We start from the raw sequence: 25,488 nt of genomic DNA on the forward strand, positions 1-25,488 counted from the left end.
CTTGGGCCACAGGCAAAGCGCAGCGAATCGTCAATCCTTCGCCAGCCACCGCCGGGCCCGCAGCCCCACCCTCTCGTCCGTGGCCACCGACGCCGCCCCGGTGGTCACCGTCTCGTAGACGGCGAGGATGTCGGCCCCGACGGTCGACCAGTCGAACCGCCGCACGTGCCGGGTGCCCCGCTCACGCAGCTCCGCCAGCCGCGCCGGGTCACCGAGCAGTCGTACAGCCGCAGCGGCAAGCGCATCCGCGTCCTCGTTGGTGAAGAGTGCGCCGGCCTCGCCCTGGTCCAGGACCTGGGCGAAGGCGTCGAGGTCGCTGGCCAGTACGGGCGCCCCGGCCGACATCGCCTCGACGAGGATGATGCCGAAGGACTCGCCGCCCGTGTTGGGCGCGACATAGAGATCGACGCTGCGCAGCAGCCGGGCCTTGTCCTCGTCGCTGACCATGCCGAGGAATTCGACCCGGGAGCGCATCTCGGCGGGCAGCGCGGCGACCGCTTCCTCCTCGTCACCGCGTCCGGCGACCAGCAGCCGGGCGTCCGGTACCTCGGCCAGGATCGCGGGCAGCGCCTTCATCAGGACCGGCAGGCCCTTGCGCGGTTCGTCGATCCGGCCGATGAAGCCGATCGTGCGGCCCTGCCATTCGGCCTTGGCCTCGGCCGAGCCGAAGAAGCCGACGTCCACGCCGTTGGGGATGACCACCGCATCGCCGCCGAGGTGTTCGACGAGGGTGCGGCGGGCGTATTCGCTCACCGCGATGCGTGCGCTGATCTTCTCCAGCGCGGGCTGCAGGATCGGATACGCGGCGATCATCGCCCGCGAGCGCGGGTTGGAGGTGTGGAAGGTCGCCACGATCGGGCCCTGTGCCGCCCAGCAGGCGAGCAGGCCGAGCGAGGGCGAGGCCGGTTCATGGATGTGGATCACGTCGAAGGCGCCGTGCTGCAGCCAGCGGCGCACCCGGGCCGCGGAGAGGAAGCCGAAGTTGAGCCGGGCGACCGAACCGTTGTACGGGACGGGGACGGCGCGGCCGGCCGAGACGACGTACGGCGGCAGGGGGGTCTCGTCGTCCGCGGGGGCGAGCACGGAGACCTCGTGGCCCAGGCGGATCAGGTGCTCGGCCAGGTCCCGGATGTGGAACTGCACGCCGCCGGGGACGTCCCAGGCGTACGGGCAGACGATGCCGATCTTCACGCCGTCTCCGTTCCGGACGCCGCGGTGCCGCCCGGGGCGCCGGACTGCTCGCGCGGCTCCAGGTCGGCGAGCCAGAGCCACTGCAACATGTGCCAGTCCTCGGGGTGGTCGGTGATGCCGGAGGCGAAGGCGTCGGCGAGCGCCTGGGTCATCTGGGCGGCCTTCTCGGCGCGGGTGCCGGTCTCCGGGGCCTCGATCTCGGGGTGGACCCGGCCGCGCATGACGGCGGTGTCGTCGTACCAGAGCGTGACGGGCAGCAGCATGGCGCCGGTCTGGAGGGCGAGGACCGCGGGACCGGCCGGCATTTTCGCCGCCTCTCCGAAGAACTTGACCTCTATCCCCGAGGCCGACAGATCGCGGTCGGCGACCAGACAGACCAGGCCGCCGGCCCGCAGCCGCCGGGCGAGGGTGCCGAAGGCGGAGCCGCCGGTGTGCGGCAGCACCTCCATGCCCAGGCCTTCACGGTAGGCGACGAAACGGTCGTAGAGGGATTCCGGCTTGAGGCGCTGGGCGACGGTGGTGAAGGGGACGCCGAGTTTGGTGGTGACCCAGGCACCGGCGAGGTCGTAGTTGCCCATGTGCGGCAGGGCGAGGATGACTCCGCGGTCGCTCTCGAGCCCGTCCACCAGGTGGTGCACGTCCTCAGGGGTGAAGCCGCCCCTTATCCGGTCCTTGCTCCAGGCCGGCAGCCGGAAGGACTCCATCCAGTAGCGCATGTACGAGCGCATCCCGGCCCGGGAGAGCTCGGCGAGCCGCTGCGGGGTGGCGTCCGGGACGACCCGGGCGAGGTTCGCCTCCAGCCGCAGGACGCCCTTGCCGCGGCGCTTCCAGACGGTGTCGGCGATTTGGCGGCCGAGCCGTACGGCCGCGCCCTCGGGCAGCTTCTTGACGGTGCTCCAGCCCAGTGCGTAGAGCGCGTCCGCCAGTTTTTCGGTGTCCAGCCGCGGCCGGCGCATGCGGTGTGGACTCATACGCCCGTTCCCCCTTGAGCCATGGCGTCGGCCTCGGCCGACTCCCGTCGTACCGTCACCACGCGCTGGCCGAGGGTGACGGCGCTGCCGATGCCGACGATCCACAGGGCGATCGGCAGCAGCACCTCGACACCGGGCACCCCGAAGGCGTGCAGACCCGACAGCCCGCAGGCGACCAGCGTGATGACCAGGCGCTCGGCGCGCTCCACCAGTCCGTTGACGTTCACCGGCAGCCCGATGGCCTCACCGCGCGCCTTGGTGTAGGAGACCACCTGGCCGCTGGCCAGGCAGAAGATCGCCATCGCGCAGAGCATCAGGCTGTCGCCGCGCCCCGCGTACCACAGGGCGAGCCCGCCGAAGATCGCCGAATCGGCGACCCGGTCGAGGGTGGAGTCGAGGAAGGCCCCCCACCGGCTGGAGCGCCCCAGTTGCCGTGCCATGTTGCCGTCGACCAGGTCGGAGAAGACGAACAGGGTGATGACGACCGTGCCCCAGAAGAACTCTCCCAGGGGGTAGAAGACCAGGGCGCCGGCCACCACGCCCCCGGTGCCGACGAGAGTGACCGCGTCCGGGCTGACGCCGATACGGATGAGCAGGGCGGCGAACGGCGTGAGAACACGCGTGAAGAACGCACGCGCGTACTTGTTCAGCATGGCCTTCCCGGAGGTCGATATGGGCCGGGCGGTCAAGGGGCCACCGGCTGGCCCATCGTAGCCAGGAGGTCTTGGGCCACCACGAACGCATCGCGGCGCGGAGCGCATCCCACGGCTCGGGGACGCCGCCGCGCGCCCGTGGGCGCGCCCGCGGGCCCCACCGGGCGCCGTTACGGGACCCTTGGGAGCACCGGCGCCGCGTGCCCGCTATGGACGCGACATGGCCTCGGTGGAAAGCTCGAATCACCGCAAAGTGTCGACCTGGAGGCGAGACACATGAGCGAGAAATCGAGTACACACCCGGGAGCCGCCGGCAGGGCATCAACGGCCGACCAGCCCACGGCCCTGCGGAATGTGGTGTTGGTCGGCCACTCCGGATCGGGAAAGACCACCCTGGTCGAAGCCCTCGCGCTGGCGTCCGGCGCGGTCAACCGGGCGGGCCGGGTCGAGAACGGCGGGTGTCTGTCCGACTACGACGAGATCGAACACCGCCAGCAACGCTCCGTACAGCTCTCCCTGGTCCCGGTGGACTGGGGCGGAGTCAAGATCAATATCTTGGACACCCCCGGATACGCCGATTTCGTCGGGGAACTCAGGGCCGGTCTGCGCGCGGCGGACGCGGCCCTTTTCGTTGTCTCGGCGGCGGACGGCGTGGCCGGTGCGACCCGGATGGTGTGGGACGAGTGCGCGGCCGTCGGCATGCCGCGCGCGCTGGTCGTCACGCACCTGGAGGCGTCCCGCTCCGACTTCGACGAGATGACCGAGCTCTGCCGGGCCTCGTTCGGCGGCGAGGACCCGGACGCCGTCGTGCCCCTGTACCTCCCGCTGTACGGGACCCCGGGCGCCGACGGCCACTCCCCCGTGCACGGCCTGATCGGCCTGCTCACCCAGAGGGTCTTCGACTACTCCTCCGGCGAGCGCACCGAGCGCGCGCCCACCGAGGACGAGCTGCCGCGGATCGAGGCGGCCCGCAACCGTCTCATCGAGGCCATCATCGCCGAGAGCGAGGACGAGTCCTTGATGGACCGCTACCTCGGCGGCGAGGAGATCGACGTCAAGACCCTGATCGGGGACCTGGAGACAGCCGTTGCCCGCGGCACCTTCCACCCTGTGCTGGCCGCGGCCCCGGCCGCCGAGGGGGCCAGACAGGGGCTGGGCACCGTGGAGCTGCTGGAGCTGATCAGCGGCGGCTTCCCGACCCCCGCGGAGCGCGAGGCACCCGCCGTGACCAGCCCGGACGGTGCCGTGCGCCCGGCGCTGAGCTGCGACCCCGACGGCCCGCTCGCGGCGGAGGTGGTCAAGACGTCCTCCGACCCGTACGTCGGCCGGATCTCCCTCGTCCGCGTCTTCTCCGGCACCCTGCGCCCGGACGACATGGTGCATGTCTCCGGCCACGGGCTGGAGGACCGGGGGCATGAGGACCATGACGTCGACGAGCGGGTCGGGGCGCTGTCCACCCCGTTCGGCAAGCAGCAGCGCCCGCTGTCCAAGGCCATCGCCGGCGATCTGGCCTGTGTGGCGAAGCTGACCCGAGCCGAGACCGGCGACACCCTGTCCGGCAAGGACGACCCGCTGCTGATGGAGCCCTGGACGATGCCCGACCCGCTGCTGCCGGTCGCCATCCAGGCGCACAGCAAGGCCGACGAGGACAAGCTGTCGCAGGGCCTGGCCCGCCTGGTCGCGGAGGATCCGACGATGCGCCTGGAGCACAATCAGGACACCCACCAGGTGGTCCTGTGGTGCCTGGGCGAGGCCCATGTCGATGTCGCGCTGGAGCGGCTGCGGACCCGCTACGGCGTCCAGGTGGACACGGTCGCGCACAAGGTGTCCCTGCGGGAGACCTTCGGCGCCCCCGCCGCGGGCCGCGGACGCCATGTGAAACAGTCCGGCGGACACGGCCAGTTCGCGATCTGCGAGATCGAGATCGAACCGCTGCCGGGCGGCTCCGGCATCGAGTTCGTGGACAAGGTCGTGGGCGGCGCGGTGCCCCGGCAGTTCATCCCCTCCGTGGAGAAGGGCGTACGCGCCCAGGCCGAGCGCGGGGTCGCCGCCGGGCATCCGCTCGTCGACATCCGCGTCACGCTGCTCGACGGCAAGGCGCACTCCGTCGACTCCTCGGACGCCGCGTTCCAGACGGCGGGCGCGCTGGCGCTGCGCGAGGCGGCCGGTGACGTCCGGATCGATCTCCTCGAACCGGTGTCCGAGGTGAGCGTGATGGTTCCGGACGATTTCGTCGGCCAGGTGATGAGCGATCTGTCGGGGCGCCGGGGCCGGGTCGTGGGCACGGAGCAGTCGGGGGCGGGGCGCACGGTGGTGCGCGCCGAGGTTCCCGAGATCGAGATCGACCGGTACGCCGTCGATCTGCGCTCCCTCTCGCACGGCACCGGCCGGTTCTCGCGCGCTCACCTGCGGCATGAGCCGATGCCGCCACAGCTCGCCGACAAGTGGCGGGAACAAGCCGAGAACGGCGCATAGTTAACGGCGAATCAGCCGTTGGGGCGGTCGCTGTCCGGCTCAACTCCCCTGGGCCGGCCGGCGGCTGTACGCTGAGTTCCTGCCGTTGCCAGGGCCTGTCTTCCCCGTCCCGTCGTTCGCCCGAGGCAGGCGGGACGTGGAAGACAGGCCCTGGGGGGCCGGCGGCAGGATGCGAGGTCACGGGCTCGAACACAGGCCCTCAGCAGGTGTGCCGTCGACGGAAGTCGGGAAGAGCCGCATCATCGGATACGTGGGGTGTGGGGGCGGTAGTGGCAGACGGCTTTGACTTCAGTCCCGGGGCGCAGGTCCCGCTCTCGGGGAGCGCCGGGCAGACGGCGGCGACCCAGGCACTGGCCTCGGCCGCCTACCGGGACAGTCCACTGGCCGAGATCTCCAAGGCCGACTCCGACTCCGGCAAGTCCGCGATCAAGAAGCCCAAGCTGTCGCTGTTCGCGCCGAATCTCGGCGAGGCGTTCTCGCGTGCCGTGCAGGTGCGGATGCTCGGCGGCGGGCGCGCCGCGCTCATCCAGTCCTTCGGGACCGAGCCGCAGACCATCGTCGAGCACTGCCTGTCCGCCACCCGCGTGCGCAAGCAGCGGGACGCCAAGCTGACCCTGCTGATGGTGCTGTTCGGCGTCCTGTTCCTGCCGGGGGTGCTGGTGTGGCTGGGCGTCTTCCAGCTGCGGAAGATGCTCTCCAAGGACGGTGCGGGCAAGGGGCTTTCGCTGCTCGGCGGGCTGCTGCTGACGGTGCTGGCCGGCGTCGGCCTGTTCTTCATGGTCAAGCTGCCGCTCACCGGTTTCTGGCCGCTGTACGCCCGCGCCATGGTCCTCGCCCCGGTGATCGGCTGGTGGTGGGCCAAGCAGATCTGCGAGAAGACCGCGGTGGCCATGCGGGAGTCCTGGAAGGGGCTGCTGGAGGGCGGCGGCGTGGCCGCGAAGATCCCCGAGGCGGTGCCGCAGGACCCGAACCAGACCGCCGCCGAAACCCTCCGCCAGAACCTCGCCAAGATCTCCGCCGAGCAGACCAGCAACGTCGTCTTCTACGCCGGCCCCAAGGGCATACTCGGCATGGGCACCCGCTGGGGCAGCTGGCAGCTCGCCGAGGAGCTGACGCCGGCGCCGGGGAACGCCGAGATCCACCCGTTCCGCAGCTGGGACGTCATCCGGGCGATCCACGACAAGCTGCGGCTGCTGGAGCGCAGTCCGCTGCACACCGGCGGCTTCCCCACACCGTCCGTGCGCCACTGGATCGTCTCGCCGGTAGGGGAGAAGGCCGCCGCCGTCACCCGCCCCGAGGGCACCCACGTGGAGGCGTACCAGATCCGCGGGCACGAGATAGAGCGGATCTGCAACGAGCAGCAGTTCGGCAGCGGCAACCGCCACTACCTCGGCGTCCAGTTCGTGCTGTGGGACGGCCAGCTGGTGATCACCCTGATGATCACGGTCACGGTGCTGCACGAGACCCTGCGCATCGAGGTGACCGGCCACGCCCTCGGCCCGGTCCACGGCCTGTTCACGACCAAGCCCGAGCCCAAGACCAAGGACGTCGCCAAGGTCGTCAAGTTCTGGGAGACCAAGACGCAGCACCTGCCGCTCATCGAGCCGCAGGAGGTGGTCCGGCTCGCCGCGCGCGCCCCGCTGACCTGGTTCCCGCCGGTGCTGGACTTCCTCGGCGGCAAGCTGACCCTCCCCGAGCCGTTCGGCCTGCGGCACGTCTGGGCCGACAAGCCCTGGCGCCACCGCTTCATGGCCGATGACGCGCTGCGCGCCGCGACCCCGGTGCTGCGCACCGTCCACGCCGCCGCGATGAGCGTCCTCAAGGAGAACGGCGTGGACACCGAGCGCTTCACCAACCGTTCCCTGGTGCTCAGCGGCATGATCCAGGGAGTGGAGCCGCAGAAGGCGGACGAGTACAACGCGTAGGCCCGGGGGTGTCTCCCTCTAGCGGAAGATGCCCGTGTGCCCCAAGGAGTACCGCCCCGGCTGCGGGTAGACCGCCAGCCCGTGCGGGCCCTGGCCGACGGGGATCTTGGCCAGGGTGGCGCCGGTACGGGTGTCCAGCGCGTAGACCTCGGAGTTGTAGCGGCCGGACAGCCACAGGACCTTGCCGTCGGTGGACAGACCGCCCATGTCGGGGCTGCCGCCCCCGCGGATGTGCCATTTGCCGATGAGGGCGCCGGTCTTGAAGTCGAGCCGGGAGACGGAGCCTTCGCCGCGGTTGGAGACGTACATGTAGCGCGAGTCGCGGCTGACGTAGAGGCCGTGGGCACCCTTGCCGGTCGGCATGAGCTTGGGCTGTGCGAAGGTGTCGCCGTTGAGGATCCAGATGCCGTCGGCCATCATGTCCGCGATGTACCAGGTCTTGCCGTCCGGGGCGATCTTCACGTCCTGCGGCATCGCCCCCTCGAACGGCAGCTTCTCCTGGCCGATCACCTTCATCTTCTCGGTGTCGACCTTGAGCAGTTCCCCGGAGAACTCGCAGGAGACGATGAAGTACCGCCCGTCGGGCGAGAAGTCGGCGTGGTTGACGCCCCCGCAGTTGACCGGCAGCGTCTTGCGGATCTCCATGGTGTGCGGGTCGCGGAAGACCAACTGCCGGTCCATCGAGGCCATCACGACGGCGTACTTCCCGTTGGGCGTGAAGTAGAGGTTGTACGGGTCGTGGACCTTGACGGGCTTGCCGGCCTTGCCGGTGGCGGGGTCGATGGGGGTCAGGTCGTGCCCCCGGTTGTTGTTGACCCAGAGCGTCTTCAGGTCCCAGGACGGCACGACGTGCTGCGGCTGTACGCCCACCGGAATGGTCTCGATGACCTTGTAGGTCTTCGGGTCGATGACGCTGACCGTGTCGGAGCCGGTGTTGGGGACGTAGATCCGCGAGGGGAAGCCCTTGACCTGCGGCGCCAGCTTGCCCGGCCGGTCCGCCGCATAGAGGTCGTGCTCGTCCAGTAGCGGCGGCATCCCGGGCAGACCGGAGGTGGCGGCCTTGACCGGGGCGCGTTCGACCGGCCGCGGGCTGTGCCCGGCCCGCCCGGTCTCGCCGCCGCCGCAGCCCGCCGCTGTCAGCGCGCAGGCGACGGCGAGCAGTGCGGCCCGGTGACGTGCGCGGGGACGGGGACGGTCGTGGGTACGCTTCCGGTCAGCCATCAGGTCACCAGCTCCGTTGTCGTCACCGCGCGCAGACCGCGCCGGCGGAGGCCGTCGAGGATCAAGGGCAGCGCCGCCACCGTGCCGGCGTGCCCGAGGTGGAGGCTCACGATCGAGCCCGACCCGACCGCGTCCAGGACCGTGCGCCGGACGGCCGGTGCCCCGGGGTCGTCCGCGTCGCGGGAGTCCACGTCGTAGGAGAGGACGTGCGGATAGCCGGCCTTGCGGGCCAGCCCGGTCACCAGGTCCGTGGCCCGCTGGGCCTGTGAGGGGCGGAACCAGCTGCCGATGGTCCCGGTGAGGGCGCGCAGCCGGTCGGCGCACCGGGTGATCTCGGCGTAGGCCTCGGCGGCCGGCAGGGCACAGATATTGCGGTGGTGCATGGTGTGATTGCCCAGCTCATGGCCGCCGTCGAGGATCCGGCGGGCCATCGCGGGCTGCTCGTCGAGCCAGTCGCCGACGGCGAGCACGGTGACCCTGGCCCCGGCCCGCTCGGCCTCGGTGAGCAGGGCGGTTGCCCTCGTGGGGTCGCCCCTGCCGTGGAAGGTCAGCGCGACCGCACGGCCGTTCCGCGGCCCGTGCGCGATCTGTACGGGCAGACCGGGCACCCGGACCGGCGGGCGGGCGGTGCGGGCACGGGCGGGTGGCGCATGACCCGCCCCGGAAGAGCCCGCACCGGAAGGGCTCGGCCCGCCGGACCGTACGGCGCCGGAGTCGTCGTCCCGGTGCGGGTCGCAGCCCGGCACCAGTGCACCGGCGGCCACGGCCGAGGCGGCCGCGCGCAGCACGGAGCGGCGATCTAGGGAAGTCACCACCCCATTAGAGAGGCAACTAATCCGAATTAGGGAGATATGCCCGATTCGCCCGGGCGCGTGTCGCTTCGGATGCCGGCCCCGGGCGAGGCCGGCGGCCTCAGGCGGGCCAGGCGTCCGCGAGCATCGCCCGGGTGTCGGCGAGCAGTTGGGGCAGCACCTTGGTGTGACCGACCACCGGCATGAAGTTGGTGTCACCGCCCCAGCGCGGGACGACATGCTGATGGAGATGGGCCGCGATCCCGGCACCGGCGACGGTGCCCTGGTTCATCCCGATGTTGAAGCCGTGCGCTCCGGAGGCGGTGCGCAGCGCGGTCATCGCCTGCTTCGTCAGCTCAGCCAGCTCCGCGGTCTCCGGGCCGTCCAGCTCCGTGTAGTCGGCGACGTGCCGGAACGGGACGATCATGAGGTGCCCGCCGTTGTACGGGTAGAGGTTCAGCACCGCATAGACATACTCACCGCGCGCGATCACCAGGCCGTCCTCGTCGGACTTCGCCGGGATCGTGCAGAACGGACAGCCGTCGCCCGCCCCCGGGCCGGACGGTTTGTTCTCGCCCTGGATGTAAGCCATCCGGTGGGGCGTCCACAGACGCTGGAAAGCGTCCTGCGTCCCGACTCCGATCTGCTGCTCCGGCTCGCTTGTCATACGGGCCAGCATATGGCTTCGCCCGTTGGCGCCGTGTCGTTGGGGCACACACCGCGGTCCGCTCCGCGATGCTGAGCCGGTGGACAGGGAGCAGCGGCTGTGGACCTGGGAACGAACCGCCCAGCCCTACCTCCTTGCCGCCTCCCTCCTCTTCCTCACCTCCTACGCCGTCCGGGTCCTGGTCCCCGGCCTCTCCCCCGGCTGGCAGACCTGGTGGGAGCTGGTCACCGCCGTCACCTGGGGCGTCTTCGTCGTCGAATATCTGGCGCGGCTGGCGCTCAGCAACGACCGGCGCCGCTTCCTGCGCACCCGCTGGCTGGATCTGATCGTGACCGTGCTCCCCCTGCTGCGGCCGCTGCGGATCGTCGACATGCACGAGCGGATGCAGCGGCGCCGGGACCATCCACGGCTCGCCCTCGAATCGCGGGTGATGGCGTACACCGGGATCACCTCGCTGCTGCTGGGCTTCGCGGCCAGCCTGGCCGTCTACCACGACGAGCGCTCCGCCCCGGGCGCGAACATCCACACCTTCGGGGACGCGGTGTGGTGGGCCTGCTCGACGCTGACGACCACGGGGTACGGCGACGCCACCCCCGTCACCCCGCGCGGCCGGCTGGTCGCGGTGGCGCTGATGTTCGTCGGGGTGGCGCTGATCGGGGCGGTGGTGGGCTCCTTCTCCTCCTGGCTGCTGCGCCGCTTCCGACAGGACGGCGAGACCTGAACCCGGCGACGAGACCTGAATCCGGCGGCGGAACATGACGGGGCCCCGGAGAGCGGGTCGCTCTCCGGGGCCCGGTGCTCAGGCACGCGTCACACCTGGACGCGACGCTCCACGACGTCGAGGATCTCGGCGATCGCCTCCTCGCGCGGGATGCCGTTCTTCTGCGTCCCGTCGCGGTAGCGGAAGGAGACCGCGCCGCCCGCGACGTCCTCGTCACCAGCGATGATCATGAACGGGACCTTGGCCTTCTGCGCGTTCCTGATCTTCTTCTGCATCCGGTCCGACGAGGAGTCCACCTCGATCCGCAGGCCCTTGGCCTTGGCCTGCGCGGCGAAGTCCTGCAGGTACGGGACGTGGGCATCGCCGATCGGGATCCCGGTCGCCTGGACCGGCGCCAGCCACGCCGGGAACGCACCCGCGTAGTGCTCCAGCAGCACCGCGAAGAACCGCTCGATGGAACCGAACAGCGCGCGGTGGATCATCACCGGACGCTGCTTGGTGCCGTCGGCGGCGGTGTACTCCAGGTCGAACCGCTCCGGAAGGTTGAAGTCCAGCTGGACGGTCGACATCTGCCAGGTCCGGCCGATGGCGTCCTTGGTCTGCACGGAGATCTTCGGACCGTAGAACGCGGCGCCGCCCGGGTCCGGGACCAGCGGCAGCCCCTGCTTCTCGGCCACCTTCCGCAGCGTCTCGGTGGCCTCCTCCCACGCCTCGTCCGAGCCGACGAACTTCTCCGGGTCCTTGGTGGACAGCTCCAGGTAGAAGTCGGTCAGACCGTAGTCGCGCAGCAGGTCCAGGACGAAGGTGAGCGTGGCGTCCAGCTCGTCCGCCATCTGCTCCTTGGTGCAGTAGATGTGCGCGTCGTCCTGGGTGAAGCCCCGGGCGCGGGTGAGGCCGTGCACGACGCCCGACTTCTCGTACCGGTACACGGTCCCGAACTCGAAGAGACGCAGCGGCAGTTCACGGTACGAGCGGCCGCGCGCGTCGAAGATCAGGTTGTGCATCGGGCAGTTCATGGGCTTGAGGTAGTAGTCCACGCCCTCGTCGAGCTGCATGGGCGGGTACATGCCGTCGGCGTACCAGTCCAGGTGGCCGGACTTCTCGAAGAGCTTCCCCTTGGTGGCGTGCGGGGTGTAGACGAACTCGTACCCCGACTCCTCGTGCCGCCGGCGGGAGTAGTCCTCCATGACCCGGCGGATGATGCCGCCCTTGGGGTGGAAGACCGCCAGGCCCGAGCCGATGTCCTCGGGAACGGAGAACAGGTCGAGCTCGGCACCGAGCTTGCGGTGGTCGCGCTTCTCGGCCTCGGCCAGGAACTCCAGGTGCGCCTTGAGCTCGTCCTTGGTCGGCCAGGCGGTGCCGTAGATCCGCTGCAGCTGCTTGTTCTTCTCGCTGCCGCGCCAGTAGGCGGCGGCCGAGCGCATCAGCTTGAACGCCGGGATGGCGCGGGTGCTGGGGAGGTGCGGACCGCGGCACAGGTCCTTCCAGCACAGCTCGCCGGTCTTGGCGTCGAGGTTGTCGTAGATGGTGAGCTCGCCTGCGCCCACCTCGGCGGAGGCCCCCTCGGCGGCCTCGGCGGCCGAGCCCTTGATCCCGATCAGCTCGAGCTTGTACGGCTCGTCGGCCAGCTCCTCGCGCGCGGCGTCATCGCTGACCGCCCGGCGCGCGAACTTCTGCCCGCGCTTCTGGATCTCCTGCATCTTCTTCTCGATGCGCTTGAGATCGTCGGGGTGGAACGGGGTCTCGACGTCGAAGTCGTAGTAGAAGCCGTCCTTGATCGGCGGGCCGATGCCGAGCTTCGCCTCCGGGAACAGCTCCTGCACGGCCTGCGCCATCACATGCGCGGTGGAGTGCCGCAGGATGTTCAGACCGTCCTCGGAGGAGATCTCCACGGGCTCGACCGCGTCACCGTCGGCGACCTCGTACGCGAGGTCCTTCAGCTCTCCGGCGACCCGTGCGGCCACGACGCTGCGCTCACCCTGGAAGAGGTCGGCGGCCGTAGTGCCCGTGGTCACCACGCGTTCATCCCGCTCGGAATCGCGTTGGATGGTCACACGGACGTCTGACACCGGTCTCTCCTGACTCATGTCTCTTGCGCGACAGCGATTGCTGCGCAGCCGAATCGTACCGAGCCACCGGACCCGACCGCGAAACGGTTTCACCACCCCCGGCCCGAAAACCGCTCCTGCGCCGCTATTCCTCGGCGCCGCACGCCTCCTCGAAGAAGTCGAGGTTTTCCTGGAGCGACTTCAGCAGCCGGTCCCGCTCCGCCTCGTCGACCTGTACGGGCGTGACATCGCGGCCGCCGGTGATCCGGCGGAAGCCGCCCCGGCTCTCCAGCCGGCCGCTCACCCGGATGGGCAGTCCCACCAGGTGCGCGTGCCCGGCGATGCGGTAGTCCTCCTCCCCCAGCGCGACCCGCACCTGCACCACATCCGCCCCGGTGATCACCCGCAGCCGCACCGTGCCGGGCCCGCCGGGCCGCTCCCTGCGCAGCCGTATCACCGCGCCGGTCACCCGCACCGGCAGCGACGGCTCGTCGCGTACGTAGCGCTGGGCCGCCTGCTGCAGCGCGGGCAGATCGCCGGGCGAGAACTCCACCGGTTCGGGGCGGGCCGGGCAGCCGGCCGGGGCGCCGGCCCCCGGCGACCACGCGACCGCGATCCGCACCCCCTCCGCGTCCCGCACCAGCGCGATCAGGGCCTGGACCAGCTCATGGCAGACCCCCAGCTCGACAGCCGCGTCGAAGGCCTCCATCCCGCCGGTGGCCCGCTGGTAGTCGGTGGCGTCGCGGGCCGCGTGCAGCGCCCGCTGCAGCACGGCGACCGCGCCGCGCCCACCGCGCACCGGGACGAACGCGGTCAGCCGGCGCCCGGCCGCCGCCGGACCGACCAGCACCTCGCCCAGGAACCCCTCGGCCTGCCGTTTGTGCCGCGCGCCGTAGTAGCCGGCCCGGCCGCACGTCCCCAGCGCCCCGGCGATCAGCATCGCGCGGGCCGCACCGCGCAGCTGCTCCTGGGCGACCCAGTACGCGGCCCCCGAGCCGCCGTCGGGCACCTCGCGCACCCAGCGCACCTCGTCGCTGGGCACCGCGAGCCCCACCAGCACCTCGCGGGCGGAGGGCGCGGAGCTCTGCGCCAGCGCCGCCAGCGCCTCCGCGAGCAGTTCCCCGCTGTCGGGGAAGCGGCGGTCGTGCGGCACCAGCAGGCTGGTGCCGCCCGCGCTGCCGGGCGGTGTCCACCGGGCGTAGTGGCCCGCGGCCCCGCCCCGGCGCCGCCAGCCGTGCCGGGCCAGCAGCGCGCCGAGCACCGCCGGATCGAGCTGGGCGGGATCCAGGAGTCGCGCGTCGTATTCGTCGGTCGGCCGGTACATCAGGGTCTCCCTCCCGCCCCGACCCGCGTCATGATCTCGCAGAGCGCTCGGTCGTCGAAGATCCGCGCGGTCGGGATCCGCACGGTGGTCCTGCGCCGGCCGGTCACCGGATGGCCGGCCAGGTTGATCCAGTAGCAGCAGTGCCGCAGCGCGAGACGGTCGTGGGAGGCCCGCAGCCAGTCCTCCCGGGTCCGCGGGACCAGCATCACGACCAAGATCTTGTGCACCGATACGGGCGTACGGGCCAGCTTCACCAGATGGTCGTTGTCGAGCGTGAAGGCGAACGTCGGCCCCGGCGGGCGGGGGGCGGTCTGGTAGGTGCACTTGAGCTGCACCTTGATCGTGACTTCGTCGTCGACGGTGTGGCCGGGCGCGCCATGGCTGACGTGCCAGTCGATTCCGTTGTCCGGGAAGGGCTGCGCCAGCGAACATCCCGAGGCGGCGGCGACCGCGTGCAGATAGCCCACCTGAAGGGTCTCCATGCACGCAGTGGTGGCGATTGAGCCGCGCTGCGGTGTGGACAGCTGGGGCAGCAGCCCGCCCGGTTCGGGCTGCGCGAGCGTCATCGCGGGGGAGCCTTCCGGGCTGTGCCGATCGGTGCGGGTGGATGACGGGGAGAAGGCGGAACCCGCCGGCCCGTCACTCTGGTTGTCTCCGCGTCAAGTGGTCCGCAAACAAAGACGGTTCGAGCGCCGGGCGGCTCGGGTATCACCAGCTCGGGTGGCGTGCATGTCATCCCCTGTACGAGTGCGAGGAGTTGGGATGATGCCGTGCTGGTATGACGGACCGCTTGCCGCCTTCGACACCGAGACCACGGGCATCGACGTCGAGCGCGACCGCATCGTCTCCGCCGCCCTGGTGGTCCAGGAGACACCGCGTTCCGCGCCCCGGATCACCCGTTGGCTGATCAACCCGGGCGTCGACATACCCGAGGCCGCCACGGCGGTGCACGGCCTGACCGGCGACCATCTCGCGCTGCACGGCCGCTGGCCCGCGCCGGTGCTGGAAGAGGTGGCGCGTGCCCTGGCCGCCCAGTCGGTGGCCGGCCGCCCGCTGGTCGTGATGAACGCCCCGTTCGACCTCACTCTCCTGGAGCGCGAGTTGAAACGGCACCGCGCCAGCTCGCTCGACGCCTACCTGGGCGGCCATCCGCTGCGCATCCTCGACCCCCGCGTCCTCGACAAGCACCTGGACCGCTACCGCAAGGGACGCCGCACGCTCACCGATCTGTGCGCCCACTACGAGGTCGAGCTGACGGACGCCCACGAGGCGGCCGCCGACGCACTCGCCGCGCTGCGCGTCGTCCGGGCCCTGGGCCATCGCTACGCGGACCGCCTGGAGAAGCTGCACCCGGCGGAGCTGCACACCCGCCAGGCCGTCTGGTACGCCGCCCAGGCACGTGGCCTGCAGGCGTGGTTCGAGCGCAGCGGCAACCCCGAAACCGTCGATCCGCACTGGCCGCTGCGCCCCGAACTCCCCGCCGCGGCCTGATCCCTCATCAGCAATTCCGGCCCGGCCGGCAAAGGCGCCGGCCGGAATTCCCGGTGCGATGTTCTCCCCGCGCGGCGCCGCCTTCTCCCAACAAAAAGAACCGGGCCGCTTTTTGCGGCCCGGTTCTTGATCCCGGTGGGCGATACTGGGTTCGAACCAGTGACCTCTTCGGTGTGAACGAAGCGCTCTCCCACTGAGCTAATCGCCCGGGTGTCGGCGGGGTTTCCCTCGCGAACGAGCAGAACAATACAGGCCGCGCGGGGCTTCCATCAAATTCCTGTTCCGCCGGCGCCCGGGGCGGCCCCGCCGGGGCATGCGGGGCGCCTCATCCGCGGGCCAGCCAGGCGGCGAGCCCCCGGCGCCCGGACCGCATCATCAGCGCATGATTGGCGAGGAAGACCGGCCGCCCCAGCAGCGCGAAGCGCCGCAGCAGCGGCTTGCAGACCTCGACGTCCTGCTCGAAGACCGCGCGGGTGCCGCCGGCGCCGGGCACCACCGTCCAGCGCGCCCAGCCGGCCAGGTCACCGCTCATCCCTATCTCCAGCACCCCCGCGCCCGGGTCCCGTACGCGCTCGCTCGCCACGACCGTGAGGTCGTACGGCAGCACCGAACGGAAGCGGGCGACGCCGCTGCGGTCGTCGAGCGCCTTCACCTCGCGGACCTGCGGCCACCACCGGGGGTAGGCCTCGGCGCGTTCGAGGACGGCGTAGACGACGGTCGGCGGGGCGTTGAGCAGCCAGACGGTGCAAAAGCGGTAGCGGTGCAGTCGGCGTGACCGGACGGGCATGGTCCCAGTGTGCGCCCCGCGGCGGCGCAGGTGCGCAACAACTGCGACGGCCCGGAGACTTGAAGTCTCCGGGCCGTCGTCCGGGGTGGGCGATACTGGGTTCGAACCAGTGACCTCTTCGGTGTGAACGAAGCGCTCTCCCACTGAGCTAATCGCCCGGGCGCACCGCCAACATTACCCCACGTCGGCGGGCACTTCTGACCACGGCGACGTCACTCGGAGACGTTCCACGGCATCGCGAGGCCGAACTTCCAGACATAGACCGCGAGCACCGCGGCGATGATCACGAGGCCGACGGCGGTCAGGATGATGTTGCGCCGCCGCACCTTGGGGTCGAGCGCCTTCTGGGCCGCTTCCGTGACCTTCCGCTTGGTCCAGCGCAGCACCAGCTGGGCCCAGACGAATTCCGTCGCCCAGATCGCCATACCGGCGAAGATCACCAGCCAGCCCGGCCCCGGCAGCGGCAGCATGATCACGCCGCCCACCACGACCGCGAGGCCGACGACGAAGACCCCGACCTGCCAGCTCACGTGCAGCGGCCGGGAGCGCTTGATGAAGTGCGGCGCTCTCGAACCGAGCGGCTGCCCGGCCGGAGCGGCGTCCTCCTCCACCGTTCCCAACCCCCCGTTACTCTGCGTATTCATACCCGCAAACTTACCGGACGGGGTGGGTCCGGCGGAATTACCGCCGAGGACGATCCCGCAATCCGCCGGAAGAGGTACCTGAAGCCACACAAAACCGTCAGAGGGGTTTACAACGGCACCGTAGGTGGCATGTCGATTTCGCCGACGTGCGAATCCCCGAGCGCACACTGAGCGAAAGGCCCTGGCGCTTATGAACACCACGGTCAGCTGCGAGCTGCACCTGCGCCTCGTTGTGTCGAGCGAGTCCTCACTGCCTGTACCCGCGGGCCTGCGGTATGACACGGCCGATCCTTATGCCGTGCATGCCACCTTCCATACCGGAGCCGAGGAGACCGTGGAGTGGGTTTTCGCCCGCGACCTCCTCGCCGAGGGCCTGCACCGGCCCACGGGCACCGGAGACGTCCGAGTATGGCCGTCCCGGAGCCACGGACAGGGCGTGGTCTGCATCGCCCTGAGCTCCCCGGAGGGCGAGGCCCTGCTCGAGGCGCCCGCACGGGCCCTCGAGTCGTTCCTCAAAAGGACCGATGCCGCCGTACCGCCCGGTACGGAGCACCGGCATTTCGATCTCGACACCGAGCTCTCCCACATCCTTGCGGAGAGCTGAGACGCAGCACGGTTACCGAAAGCACCCACCCGCTCACACTTGCGTCCGTCCGACTCGGGGAGACGGCGCAGGACCGACAAGTTCATACGGCACACTTCGGCGTCGTCGCCGCGGACCCACCGCGGAGTCGGCGCTGAAGCTTGTTCCGGGCGCGGGATTCGGCGACCATGCGGCAACCACACCGGGGGCGGTACTCGTCCGGCCCCACCCTGCCAGGGAGCGGAACCGTGATGATCAGCCATGACACCCGGTGCGCACTGGATGCGGTCGTCGACCTGCTGAACACCGCTCCGGAGGGCGACTCGCCCGCAGCGCCGGACAGCCTGACCGGCCTCGCGGCCCTCGAGGACTTCGTCCGGCGCCATGACGTCAGCGACGTGGGGGCGCTCGGTGCGGGCGATCTGGCGGCCGTACGGTCCGTCCGCGCGCGGTTCGCGCGGATCTTCGCGGCCGACGACGACCGCGCCGCGGCCGAACAGCTGAACGCGCTGGTCGCCTCGGCGGGCACCACACCGCAGCTGACCGATCACGACGGGTACGACTGGCACGTCCACTACTTCGCGCCGGGCGCGTCGGTCGCCGAGCACCTGGCCGCGGACGGCGGGATGGCGCTGGCCTTCCTCCTCGTCGCCGGAGAGCGCGAGCGGCTGCGGCGCTGCGAGGCGCCGGACTGCCGGCATGCCTTCGTCGACCTCTCGCGCAACCGCTCCCGGCGCTACTGCGACAGCCGCACCTGCGGAAACCGGCTGCATGTCGCGGCCTACCGGGCGCGGCGGCGGGAGGCCGCGGCGGGCTGAGCGCCGGTCGCGGCACCCCCACGGGGTGGACGGCGGCGGGGTGTACAGCGGCGGTGCATGGCCGCTTCACAGCAGGAAGAGGTCGTGCACCGCCCCGAGAAGGAGCAGAAAGCCGATGACGGCGAGGAAGAGCATCAGCGGCGGCTGGGACAGCGCGAACAGGCAGCCGCGCGGTTCGGGGGACGGGGCGTCGTCTTGGGCGAGGGCGCACTCATCGTTCATCTCGCGCGCATCATGACGCAGATGATCGTGCCAATGCGCCCGATATGCGCCTCAGCAGCGGTAGTTCATCAGATCCCGTGCTTTTTCAGGATCGCTTCGATGTCCGAGAAGTCATCCCTGGGTGCGCCGTCCTTGCCCTGGGCGGCCTTCCCCTTGGATGCCGGCTGCGCGGCGCCCCGGGCGGCGCCGAGGGAGGGCACGGAGGCGGCCGGGGCCACCGCGTCGGACCGGTCGGCCGCCGCGGCCTTGCGCTCCTTGCGGCTGCCGATCCCGCCCCTGCGGCGCTCCACTCCCCTGCTGATCATGAACAGCACGGCGGAGAGTGCGAGCACACCGAAGCCGGCCCAGACCGTGGGCTTGAAGACGATGTTGGTGACCCAGTCGATGACGCCCGTCATCACCAGGCCGATGGGAACCAAGGAAAAAGCGGCGATGCGGGTCGCGGCCAGGAACCGCTTGCGGTATGCCGTCAGCGCGGCGATGCCCAGGCCCACTGCCGACACCGCGGCGCAGACGGTCGAGGTCAGCATCCGGTCCTCCTGCTGCTGAAAGGGCGAGCAGGCACTCTGCTCCCTTCCATCCTGCCTTGTCCGGCCGGGCGCGGGCCATGTTCCGGGACGGGCTCAGGGACATCTCGGGGTTGCGCTCCTCCGCAGGTGCCGGTTCCGTCACCGGGGCGGGGTACCAGCGGGTGTCGGCCGGGGGCGGGCTGGAAGACTGGCCCCATGAACGACGCCACCACCTCCGCCGCCCGCCCCGACCGCCCCGTTCTGGACGTGTGGTGCGAATTGCAGTGCCCGGACTGCCGTACCGCCCTGGAGGACCTGCGGGCGCTGCGGGCGCGCTACGGCGACCGGCTGGACGTCCGGCTGCGCCACTTCCCCCTCCCCAAGCACAAGCACGCCTACGTGGCCGCGCAGGCCGCCGAGGAGGCCATCGAGCAGGGCCAGGGCTGGCCGTACATCGAGGCGGTGCTGGCGCGCAGCGAAGAGCTCGGCGCGCGCGGCGAGAAGCTGCTGCTGGAGGTCGCCGGGGAGCTGGGGCTGGACGCCGAGGAGCTGGACACCGCGCTGATCGACGGGCGGCATCTGCTGATCGTCGACGCGGACCAGGCCGAGGGCAAGGCGATCGGGGTGACCGGGACCCCCACCTATGTGATCGGCGGCGAGCGGCTGGACGGCGGCACGAGCCAGGAGGGGCTGCGCGCCCGCATCGAGGAGATCGCCGACCGGCTGCTGGCCGGACAGGACTGAGCCGGGCCGCACGGGCACCGGCGGGCCGCACGGGCTTCGGGCCGGTCTCACGGGCGCCGCCCGGACCGCCTCACAGGATCGGCTTCCACAACAGGTACCCGGTGGGCCGGTAGCCCAGCGAGGTGTAGAGGCCGAGCGCCGGCGCGTTGTCCGCGTAGACGTTCAGGCCGAGGGTGGTGTGGCCGGCGGCCAGGCTCTCGCGCTCGGCGACCAGCATCAGGGTGCGGCCGTGGCCGTGCCCGCGGTGTGCGGGATCGACCCGTACGTCGACGACATAGCCGCCCGGCTGGCCCGGCATCCGCAGGGCGACCCAGATGCTGCCGACGTCCGCGCCGCGGTGGGCCAGGACGCGCAGCGCGTGGTCGGGCGTGTCCACACCGTCCGGCAGCAGGGCGCGATGGCTCGCGGCCGCGACCTCCTCGGCGCGTGCGCGGGGCATCCCCTGGCCCCGCTGCGTCCGGACGTACTCGGCGAGCGCGGCGTCCCGCCAGGCCGGGTACTCCACTTCGCTGAGCGCACGGTCGCTGCTGTTCCCGGGGAGCCGGGGCGGGCCGTCGAGGGTTTTGCTCATCGTGCGGCTGCGCTCGGTGTAGCCCAGCGCCGCGGCGAGCCGGGCGGCGGCCTCGGCGCCGGCGGGGACGGTCACCTCGATCTGCCGGCAGCCCCAGCCGCGCAGGACCTCCTCGGCGGCGAGCGCGGCGACCGTGGCGCGGCCGCGGTGCCGGTCCGGCTCCTCGACGGTCAGCTCCGCGATCCGGCCCGCCGTCGGGCCGAACCGGGCATCCGTCGTCAGCCGGATCCCCCCGACCCTGCGGCTGTTGACACAGATGTCGTACGGACGGGCCCGGCGCCCGTCGTCGGGTCGCTCTTCGGGTCCCGCGGGGCGCAGCGTTGTGGTCACGAGGACTTTCTACTCGCCCCTGCGCGGGCCCGTCATCACCGCGGATCGAAGTCGGCGGCGGACTGCTCGTCGAAGATCCGCATGGCTTCCGCGGTCACCGGGCCCGGGGCGTCGGCGAGTTGACGGTCGTCGATGCGGGTCACGGCCTGGACGTCGCGCAGGGTGGAGGTCAGGAAGATCTCCTCGGCCCGCTCCAGTGCGTCCAGCGGCAGGTCGGTCTCCTTGGCGCCGGCCCAGCTGATGGTCAGGGCGCGGGTGATGCCCGCCAGGCAGCCGGAGTGCAGCGGCGGCGTGTGCAGTTCGCCGTCCAGCACGACGAAGACGTTGGAGCCGGTGCCCTCGCAGAGCGCGCCGACCGTGTTGGCGAACAGGGCCTCGGAGGCGTCCCGTTCACGGGCGCGGGCCAGGGCGACGACGTTCTCGCCGTACGACGTGGTCTTCAGGCCGGTGAGCGCCCCGCGCTCGTTACGGGTCCACGGGACCGTGACGGCGGCCGTGGTGTCGGGGCGGCGCGTGGTCTCGGAGAGCGCGATGACCAGCGTGGGGCCGGCGTCGCCGCGGTCCGAGCCGAGCGGTGAGACGCCGCCGGTGTAGGTGAGCCGCAGCCGGCCCAGGGCCATCGGGTTGGCGTCGAGGACCGCCGCGCAGCCGCGCCGCACCTCGTCGAGATCGGGATCGGGCAGGCCCAGTCCGCGGGCCGAGGTGGTCAGGCGCTCCAGGTGGCGGGTGAGGGCGAAGGCACGGCCGCGCTCGGCCTTGATGGTCTCGAAGACTCCGTCGCCGACCGTCAGCCCGTGGTCGAAGACCGAGACCCGGGCGCCCTCGGCGTCCTGCAGCGTGCCGTTGAGCCAGATCTTCATCGCTTTCCTCCACTCGCCTCGTGCAGGCCCGACGCTACCGCGAGCAGCCTGCGCGCCTTCAACTCGGTCTCGGCCCACTCCCGCTCCGGATCGGAGTCCCAGATGATCCCGGCGCCGGCGCCGAAGCGGAGCACTGGGCCGCCGGGCGGGGTGCGGTCGATCCAGAACGTACGGATGCCCACCGCGAGCTCGCCGGTGCGGCGGTCCGCGTCGACCCAGCCGATGCCTCCGCAGTAGGGGCCGCGGGGTGCGGTCTCCAGCTCGTCGATGATCCGCAGCGCGCTGGATTTGGGGGCGCCGGTGACCGACCCGGGCGGGAAGGTGGCGTCCAGCAGATCCGCCCAGGCGGTTTTCTCGTTCGCCCCGTCCAGTTCGCCGCACACGGTGGAGACGAGATGGACCAGGCCGGGGTGCTCTTCGACGGCGCACAGTGCCGGGACGGTCACGGAGCCGGTGGCGCAGACCCGGCCGAGATCGTTGCGGACCAGGTCCACGATCATCACGTTCTCCGCCCGGTCCTTCGCCGAGAGGTCCGCCGCGGTCCGCCCGGTGCCCTTGATGGGGCCGGAGGCGACGGTGCGGTCCTCGCGCCGCAGATACAGCTCCGGGGAGGCGCTGGCGATCTCGACGCCATGGCCGGGCAGCCGGATCGTGCCCGCGTGCGGCGCCGGGTTGCCGCGGGCCAGCACCGCGGACAGCGCGTCCACGTCGGCACGGCCGGGGTCGGGCAGCGGCGCGGTCAGCACCCGGCAGAGGTTCACCTGGTAGACGTCGCCGGCCGCGATGTGTTCACGGATGCGCCGCACACCGCCTGTATAGGCGTCGCGGTCCAGGGAGCTGGTCCAGGCACCGGGGGCGGGGCCGCGCCAGCCGTCGGGGTCCGGACCGTCCGCCGCGGTGGCCGGGCGTACGTCGCCGAAGCGGGCGCAGACCACCGCGCCCTCGAAATCGGCGGCCACGGCCCACCAGCCCGTGGAGTCCAGAGCCGCGGGATCGCTGGTCACATCCAGCAGGTCGGTGGCTATCAGGCCGCCGAAGCGTGCCATCGGAGCGAAGTCGTGCACGTCAGCGAGTCTATGGCGGCGGCCCCGAGGCTGCCTGTGCCGAGCGAGCAGCGCAGCACGCTGCACAAACGCGTTTTTGTACTGGCCCCGGAATCCGCTAGAGTTCAACACGTCGCCGGGACGCGCAAGCGCCCCGGAGGACACGTAGCTCCCGGACGTAGTCTGGGAGAGACACCTGCGGACGTAGCTCAGTTGGTAGAGCACCACCTTGCCAAGGTGGATGTCGCGAGTTCGAGTCTCGTCGTCCGCTCGATGTGGGGGATCTTCCCGAACCCCCTCACTCCTGGTGGAGTGGCCGAGAGGCGAGGCAACGGCCTGCAAAGCCGTCTACACGGGTTCAAATCCCGTCTCCACCTCCAAGGACGATTAGCTCAGCGGGAGAGCGCTTCCCTGACACGGAAGAGGTCACTGGTTCAATCCCAGTATCGTCCACTGGATCCCCGAACGTGCTTGACCGGGGTTTCCATCCCGCGCGATTAGCTCAGCGGGAGAGCGCTTCCCTGACACGGAAGAGGTCACTGGTTCAATCCCAGTATCGCGCACGCAGCTGCGGATCTTCGTGATTCGCGGTCCCGCGGACGATTAGCTCAGCGGGAGAGCGCTTCCCTGACACGGAAGAGGTCACTGGTTCAATCCCAGTATCGTCCACACCTGATCCCGAGGGCCGGAGCAATTCGCTCCGGCCCTCGGTCGTTGTCCGGCAGGGACCGGTCAGGACGAGAAGAGCATGTGGCCGAAGCCTCGGTGGTGGCCGTGATGACCGTGGTGTCCATGGTGGCCGTGGTGGCCCTGGTGCGGGGCGCCCCAGGCGGGCGCTGCGGGGTAGGCCTGCGGGGCGGGCGGCGGCGGAGGCTGCTGGGACCACTGTGACTCGAGGCGGGTCAGCGCTTCCAGCTCCCCGTAGTCCAGGAAGATCCCCCGGCAGCCGGCGCACTGTTCTATCTGCACGCCATTGCGGTGGTATGTCTGCATCGGCGCATGGCACTTGGGGCACTGCATCGTCGGCTCCACTCCTGTCATCCGGCACTGGTCACTGCCGCGCCGCCGGAACGGCGGCCCGGCGGCGGGGTGTTCACCTTACGTCCGGGCCGCCGGGCGCCAACCGGTCCGGCAGGGAGGCCATCCGGGCACAGGCCGCGACGACCGCCGCCTCGGACTCGTCCAGAGGGCGGGCGGCGGTGAGGGCCTTGGCGAGGGCGAGCGCGGCGGTCTGCACGGTCAGGGCACGGGCCGGAACCTCCAGGTCGGGCCAGGGATCGCCGGACGGCCGGACGGCGGGGCCGCCGGCGGCGCGGTAGGCGGCGAGGAAACGCGTCCAGAGGTCCGGTGCGAGCAGGCCGGTGGCGAACCACGCGGCGGGGCGGGCCAGGTCCCAGGTGCCGTCGCCCGTGCCGAGGTCGTCGATGTCGATGAGGAGCCAGGGGCCGCCGGTGGCCGGGTGGCGGACGAGCTGGCCCAGGTGCAGATCGCCGTGGCAGAGGGTGCCGGCGCGTGGCGGCGGGGCGGCGCCTTTGGCCCACGGCGGCAGCAGGGCCCAGGCCCGCTCGACGGCCGCGGCGGCCGCGGGCAGCGGCCCCGGGCCGGGCCGGAGGGCGAGCGGCGGGCCGTCGGCAGCGGCCAGGGCGGTGCGCAGCCGGGCCAGGGCGCGGGCGGCCTTGGCGGGGCCGCGCATCGGCGGTACGGGGCCGGGCAGTTGGCGGGGGTCGACGGTGTGCAGACGGGCCAGCAGGCGGGCGGCGTCCTCCCAGGGCGCGGCGCCCGGGTCGTCGGGCCGCACCGGGCTGCCGTACGGCCAGCGGGTGAGGGCGCGGCCCTCCTCGGTGAAGGTGAGGAAGCCGCCGGGGGCGGTGACCGGGAGCGGGGGCAGCAGGATGCCGTGCAGAAGGGGGTGGGCGGCGATCCGCAGCCGGGTGGCCAGGTCGTGCGGGTCGCCGTCGGGGGCGTGCGCCTTGGCGACCGTGGGGCCGCTGCGGACGACCGTGCCGTCGGGGCGGTCGGCAAGCACCTCGGGGGCGGGGGTGGCGGTGGAGGCCGGAGCGCCGGGCCGGGCCGTCGTCGCGGACAGGGCGGCGAGGCGGTCGAGCAGTGAGGTGGCCATCGTTCCCCCTGGTCCTGCGCGCGCCGGACGGCGTCGTGGGCGGCGGGCCGTGCAGGGTGCGCCGTGGGTGGTGGTGCGGGCTGTGGGCGGCCCGGAGGGGGATCGTACGCGTGGTCCGTGGGGCCGGGCAGGACGGCGGCCGGGAAAACCCGACGGCCGGGCATCTCCCCAGATGCCCGGCCGTCGTGCCGTCCGCCGCACCCCCGTCCCCACGGGGCTTTCAGCCGGAGGTCCCCGTCCCGGGCCGCTCTCCCGGGACCGGGGCGCCGCTCAGCGCCCCAACATTCCGACCACGGACGACGCCTGTGTCATCACGGCCTCCCAGCCGCCGAAGACCACGACGAGAACGCAGGCCAGCGGCAGCACCATGGCCACCGCGACGAGGGGATGGCGCGTGCCGGAGGGCTGCCGGCCGCCGGGCACAGTGGCTCGCCGCCCCTGCGCCCGAAGGGCCGTCCGCCCTGAGCTCCGCACCATCGTCCCGCTCCCGTCGTGTCTGGGGCGGCGGGCGTCTGACCTCGGGGGACGAGTGCGGCGCCCGCCGCTTGAAGACAACAGTAGGCACGTGGCCGGCGACGGGCGTCATGCCGTCGTACCGATTGGTCGGCCTCCGGGAGGATGACGGCCCGGCGCCCCGTGTACTCCCCTGGGTGGAGAGACGGCGCCAGGCCTTGGGGGTCTCCCCCAAGGGGGACCGCTGCGCCGCCTTGGCCCGCGCACTCCTGAGGGTGACCTCGCTCACGTCGTCCGCTCCCCCGCGCACCACGGCCCCGCGCCTGC

General features: G+C 71.6%; 26 protein-coding genes and 7 tRNA genes. 12 read left to right on the forward strand and 21 right to left on the reverse strand.

The genetic code is table 11. The features are described from left to right. Positions 1-30: 30 nt before the first annotated feature. From CFW40_RS05770 to pgsA, 3 genes are read right to left on the reverse strand one after another with little or no spacing between them, the layout of a single operon-like run. Positions 31-1,191, reverse strand: coding sequence for a glycosyltransferase family 4 protein (locus CFW40_RS05770; RefSeq protein WP_088796764.1), 1,161 nt, complete (start codon positions 1,189-1,191; stop codon positions 31-33). Next, positions 1,188-2,162: a phosphatidylinositol mannoside acyltransferase gene (locus CFW40_RS05775; RefSeq protein WP_176956562.1), complete on the reverse strand. Its 975-nt coding sequence runs from the start codon at positions 2,160-2,162 to the stop codon at positions 1,188-1,190. Before CFW40_RS05775 ends, CFW40_RS05770 begins: the two co-directional genes overlap by 4 nt. Continuing rightward, positions 2,159-2,815 carry a phosphatidylinositol phosphate synthase gene (gene pgsA, locus CFW40_RS05780; protein WP_088796766.1) on the reverse strand — a complete coding sequence of 219 codons (657 nt, stop codon included), beginning with the start codon at positions 2,813-2,815 and terminating at the stop codon, positions 2,159-2,161. Before pgsA ends, CFW40_RS05775 begins: the two co-directional genes overlap by 4 nt. A 276-nt stretch (positions 2,816-3,091) precedes the next feature. Here pgsA and CFW40_RS05785 point away from each other — a divergent pair, with 276 nt between their 5' ends. Next, positions 3,092-5,290 carry an elongation factor G-like protein EF-G2 gene (locus CFW40_RS05785; protein WP_088796767.1) on the forward strand — a complete coding sequence of 733 codons (2,199 nt, stop codon included), beginning with the start codon at positions 3,092-3,094 and terminating at the stop codon, positions 5,288-5,290. 269 nt (positions 5,291-5,559) lie between these two features. Then, positions 5,560-7,215: a hypothetical protein gene (locus CFW40_RS05790; RefSeq protein ID WP_088796768.1), complete on the forward strand. Its 1,656-nt coding sequence runs from the start codon at positions 5,560-5,562 to the stop codon at positions 7,213-7,215. Positions 7,216-7,233: 18 nt separating this feature from the next. Here the strand turns inward: CFW40_RS05790 and CFW40_RS05795 are convergent, their stop codons facing one another. The 3 genes from CFW40_RS05795 to CFW40_RS05805 all read right to left on the reverse strand — a co-directional run bounded on the left by CFW40_RS05795 (position 7,234) and on the right by CFW40_RS05805 (position 9,906). Further along, positions 7,234-8,436, reverse strand: coding sequence for a YncE family protein (locus CFW40_RS05795; RefSeq protein ID WP_088796769.1), 1,203 nt, complete (start codon positions 8,434-8,436; stop codon positions 7,234-7,236). After that, on the reverse strand, positions 8,436-9,248 hold the full coding sequence (locus tag CFW40_RS05800) for a polysaccharide deacetylase family protein (RefSeq protein WP_371127307.1): 813 nt from the start codon (positions 9,246-9,248) through the stop codon (positions 8,436-8,438). The genes CFW40_RS05795 and CFW40_RS05800 overlap by 1 nt, the downstream gene beginning before the upstream one ends. A gap of 100 nt (positions 9,249-9,348) precedes the next feature. Beyond that, the gene (locus tag CFW40_RS05805; protein ID WP_088796771.1) at positions 9,349-9,906 is read right to left on the reverse strand and encodes an HIT domain-containing protein; all 558 of its coding nucleotides are present in this window, start codon (positions 9,904-9,906) and stop codon (positions 9,349-9,351) included. Between the two features lie 67 nt (positions 9,907-9,973). Between CFW40_RS05805 and CFW40_RS05810 the strand changes: the two genes are divergently transcribed. After that, positions 9,974-10,615 carry a potassium channel family protein gene (locus tag CFW40_RS05810; protein WP_088796772.1) on the forward strand — a complete coding sequence of 214 codons (642 nt, stop codon included), beginning with the start codon at positions 9,974-9,976 and terminating at the stop codon, positions 10,613-10,615. An 89-nt stretch (positions 10,616-10,704) separates the two neighbouring features. Here the strand turns inward: CFW40_RS05810 and thrS are convergent, their stop codons facing one another. The 3 genes from thrS to CFW40_RS05825 form a co-directional block, all read right to left on the reverse strand. Further along, positions 10,705-12,684: a threonine--tRNA ligase gene (thrS, locus tag CFW40_RS05815; RefSeq protein ID WP_088796773.1), complete on the reverse strand. Its 1,980-nt coding sequence runs from the start codon at positions 12,682-12,684 to the stop codon at positions 10,705-10,707. 124 nt (positions 12,685-12,808) lie between these two features. Beyond that, complete coding sequence (locus CFW40_RS05820) at positions 12,809-13,987, reverse strand: hypothetical protein (protein ID WP_088796774.1); 1,179 nt, start codon at positions 13,985-13,987, stop codon at positions 12,809-12,811. Further along, positions 13,987-14,553, reverse strand: a complete 567-nt coding sequence (locus CFW40_RS05825) for a DUF4365 domain-containing protein (protein WP_088796775.1) — start codon at positions 14,551-14,553, stop codon at positions 13,987-13,989. Before CFW40_RS05825 ends, CFW40_RS05820 begins: the two co-directional genes overlap by 1 nt. 199 nt (positions 14,554-14,752) lie before the next feature. On the opposite strand from CFW40_RS05825, the gene CFW40_RS05830 reads away from it, so the two are divergent. After that, positions 14,753-15,478 carry an exonuclease domain-containing protein gene (locus CFW40_RS05830; RefSeq protein WP_088801932.1) on the forward strand — a complete coding sequence of 242 codons (726 nt, stop codon included), beginning with the start codon at positions 14,753-14,755 and terminating at the stop codon, positions 15,476-15,478. A gap of 136 nt (positions 15,479-15,614) precedes the next feature. Here the strand turns inward: CFW40_RS05830 and CFW40_RS05835 are convergent. From CFW40_RS05835 to CFW40_RS05850, 4 genes are all read right to left on the reverse strand, one after another. After that, positions 15,615-15,686 (reverse strand) — tRNA-Val (locus CFW40_RS05835). Between the two features lie 117 nt (positions 15,687-15,803). Then, entirely contained in the window at positions 15,804-16,265 is a 462-nt protein-coding gene (locus tag CFW40_RS05840; RefSeq protein WP_088796776.1) for an SRPBCC family protein, read from the reverse strand. An 86-nt stretch (positions 16,266-16,351) separates the two neighbouring features. Then, positions 16,352-16,423, reverse strand: a tRNA-Val gene (locus CFW40_RS05845). Positions 16,424-16,477: 54 nt separating this feature from the next. After that, positions 16,478-16,909 (reverse strand): TIGR02611 family protein, encoded by a 432-nt coding sequence (locus tag CFW40_RS05850; RefSeq protein WP_088796777.1) that lies wholly within the window; start codon positions 16,907-16,909, stop codon positions 16,478-16,480. A 190-nt stretch (positions 16,910-17,099) separates the two neighbouring features. Here CFW40_RS05850 and CFW40_RS05855 point away from each other — a divergent pair, with 190 nt between their 5' ends. Beyond that, the gene (locus tag CFW40_RS05855; RefSeq protein WP_003959770.1) at positions 17,100-17,513 is read left to right on the forward strand and encodes an SsgA family sporulation/cell division regulator; all 414 of its coding nucleotides are present in this window, start codon (positions 17,100-17,102) and stop codon (positions 17,511-17,513) included. 227 nt (positions 17,514-17,740) lie between these two features. Further along, positions 17,741-18,310: a CGNR zinc finger domain-containing protein gene (locus tag CFW40_RS05860; RefSeq protein WP_088796778.1), complete on the forward strand. Its 570-nt coding sequence runs from the start codon at positions 17,741-17,743 to the stop codon at positions 18,308-18,310. A gap of 66 nt (positions 18,311-18,376) precedes the next feature. Here CFW40_RS05860 and CFW40_RS36990 read toward each other — a convergent pair whose 3' ends face one another. Both CFW40_RS36990 and CFW40_RS05865 read right to left on the reverse strand, forming a co-directional pair. Continuing rightward, positions 18,377-18,532, reverse strand: a complete 156-nt coding sequence (locus tag CFW40_RS36990) for a hypothetical protein (protein ID WP_018087659.1) — start codon at positions 18,530-18,532, stop codon at positions 18,377-18,379. Between the two features lie 68 nt (positions 18,533-18,600). After that, positions 18,601-19,062 carry a hypothetical protein gene (locus tag CFW40_RS05865; protein WP_088796779.1) on the reverse strand — a complete coding sequence of 154 codons (462 nt, stop codon included), beginning with the start codon at positions 19,060-19,062 and terminating at the stop codon, positions 18,601-18,603. 195 nt (positions 19,063-19,257) lie between these two features. Here CFW40_RS05865 and CFW40_RS05870 point away from each other — a divergent pair, with 195 nt between their 5' ends. Further along, the gene (locus CFW40_RS05870; RefSeq protein WP_088796780.1) at positions 19,258-19,785 is read left to right on the forward strand and encodes a DsbA family protein; all 528 of its coding nucleotides are present in this window, start codon (positions 19,258-19,260) and stop codon (positions 19,783-19,785) included. Positions 19,786-19,855: 70 nt separating this feature from the next. On the opposite strand, the gene CFW40_RS05875 is transcribed toward CFW40_RS05870, so the two are convergent. Genes CFW40_RS05875 through CFW40_RS05885 form a run of 3 tightly spaced genes read right to left on the reverse strand, consistent with a single transcriptional unit; the run spans position 19,856 to position 22,610 of the window. Continuing rightward, positions 19,856-20,686 carry an N-acetyltransferase gene (locus CFW40_RS05875; RefSeq protein ID WP_088796781.1) on the reverse strand — a complete coding sequence of 277 codons (831 nt, stop codon included), beginning with the start codon at positions 20,684-20,686 and terminating at the stop codon, positions 19,856-19,858. Between the two features lie 35 nt (positions 20,687-20,721). After that, a complete protein-coding gene (locus tag CFW40_RS05880; RefSeq protein ID WP_088796782.1) occupies positions 20,722-21,546 on the reverse strand; it encodes an aminotransferase class IV in 825 nt (274 codons plus the stop codon). Further along, the gene (locus CFW40_RS05885) at positions 21,543-22,610 is read right to left on the reverse strand and encodes a chorismate-binding protein (RefSeq protein WP_088796783.1); all 1,068 of its coding nucleotides are present in this window, start codon (positions 22,608-22,610) and stop codon (positions 21,543-21,545) included. The genes CFW40_RS05880 and CFW40_RS05885 overlap by 4 nt, the downstream gene beginning before the upstream one ends. A 177-nt stretch (positions 22,611-22,787) precedes the next feature. On the opposite strand from CFW40_RS05885, the gene CFW40_RS05890 reads away from it, so the two are divergent. The 5 genes from CFW40_RS05890 (at position 22,788) to CFW40_RS05910 (ending at position 23,258) form a co-directional block, all read left to right on the forward strand. Continuing rightward, positions 22,788-22,860 (forward strand) — tRNA-Gly (locus tag CFW40_RS05890). 35 nt (positions 22,861-22,895) lie between these two features. Next, positions 22,896-22,969, forward strand: a tRNA-Cys gene (locus CFW40_RS05895). A 1-nt stretch (position 22,970) separates the two neighbouring features. Continuing rightward, positions 22,971-23,042: transfer RNA gene (locus CFW40_RS05900), tRNA-Val, on the forward strand. A 38-nt stretch (positions 23,043-23,080) separates the two neighbouring features. Beyond that, positions 23,081-23,152 (forward strand) — tRNA-Val (locus CFW40_RS05905). Positions 23,153-23,186: 34 nt separating this feature from the next. Continuing rightward, positions 23,187-23,258: transfer RNA gene (locus CFW40_RS05910), tRNA-Val, on the forward strand. Positions 23,259-23,321: 63 nt separating this feature from the next. Here the strand turns inward: CFW40_RS05910 and CFW40_RS05915 are convergent. From CFW40_RS05915 to CFW40_RS05925, 3 genes are all read right to left on the reverse strand, one after another. Further along, on the reverse strand, positions 23,322-23,609 hold the full coding sequence (locus tag CFW40_RS05915) for a zf-TFIIB domain-containing protein (RefSeq protein ID WP_088796784.1): 288 nt from the start codon (positions 23,607-23,609) through the stop codon (positions 23,322-23,324). Positions 23,610-23,682: 73 nt separating this feature from the next. Beyond that, positions 23,683-24,708, reverse strand: coding sequence for a phosphotransferase family protein (locus CFW40_RS05920; RefSeq protein WP_088796785.1), 1,026 nt, complete (start codon positions 24,706-24,708; stop codon positions 23,683-23,685). 270 nt (positions 24,709-24,978) lie between these two features. Beyond that, positions 24,979-25,185: a hypothetical protein gene (locus tag CFW40_RS05925; RefSeq protein WP_088796786.1), complete on the reverse strand. Its 207-nt coding sequence runs from the start codon at positions 25,183-25,185 to the stop codon at positions 24,979-24,981. Positions 25,186-25,488: the final 303 nt, after the last annotated feature.

It is taken from the genome of Streptomyces sp. 2114.4 (assembly GCF_900187385.1).
Lineage (GTDB): Bacteria > Actinomycetota > Actinomycetes > Streptomycetales > Streptomycetaceae > Streptomyces > Streptomyces mooreae.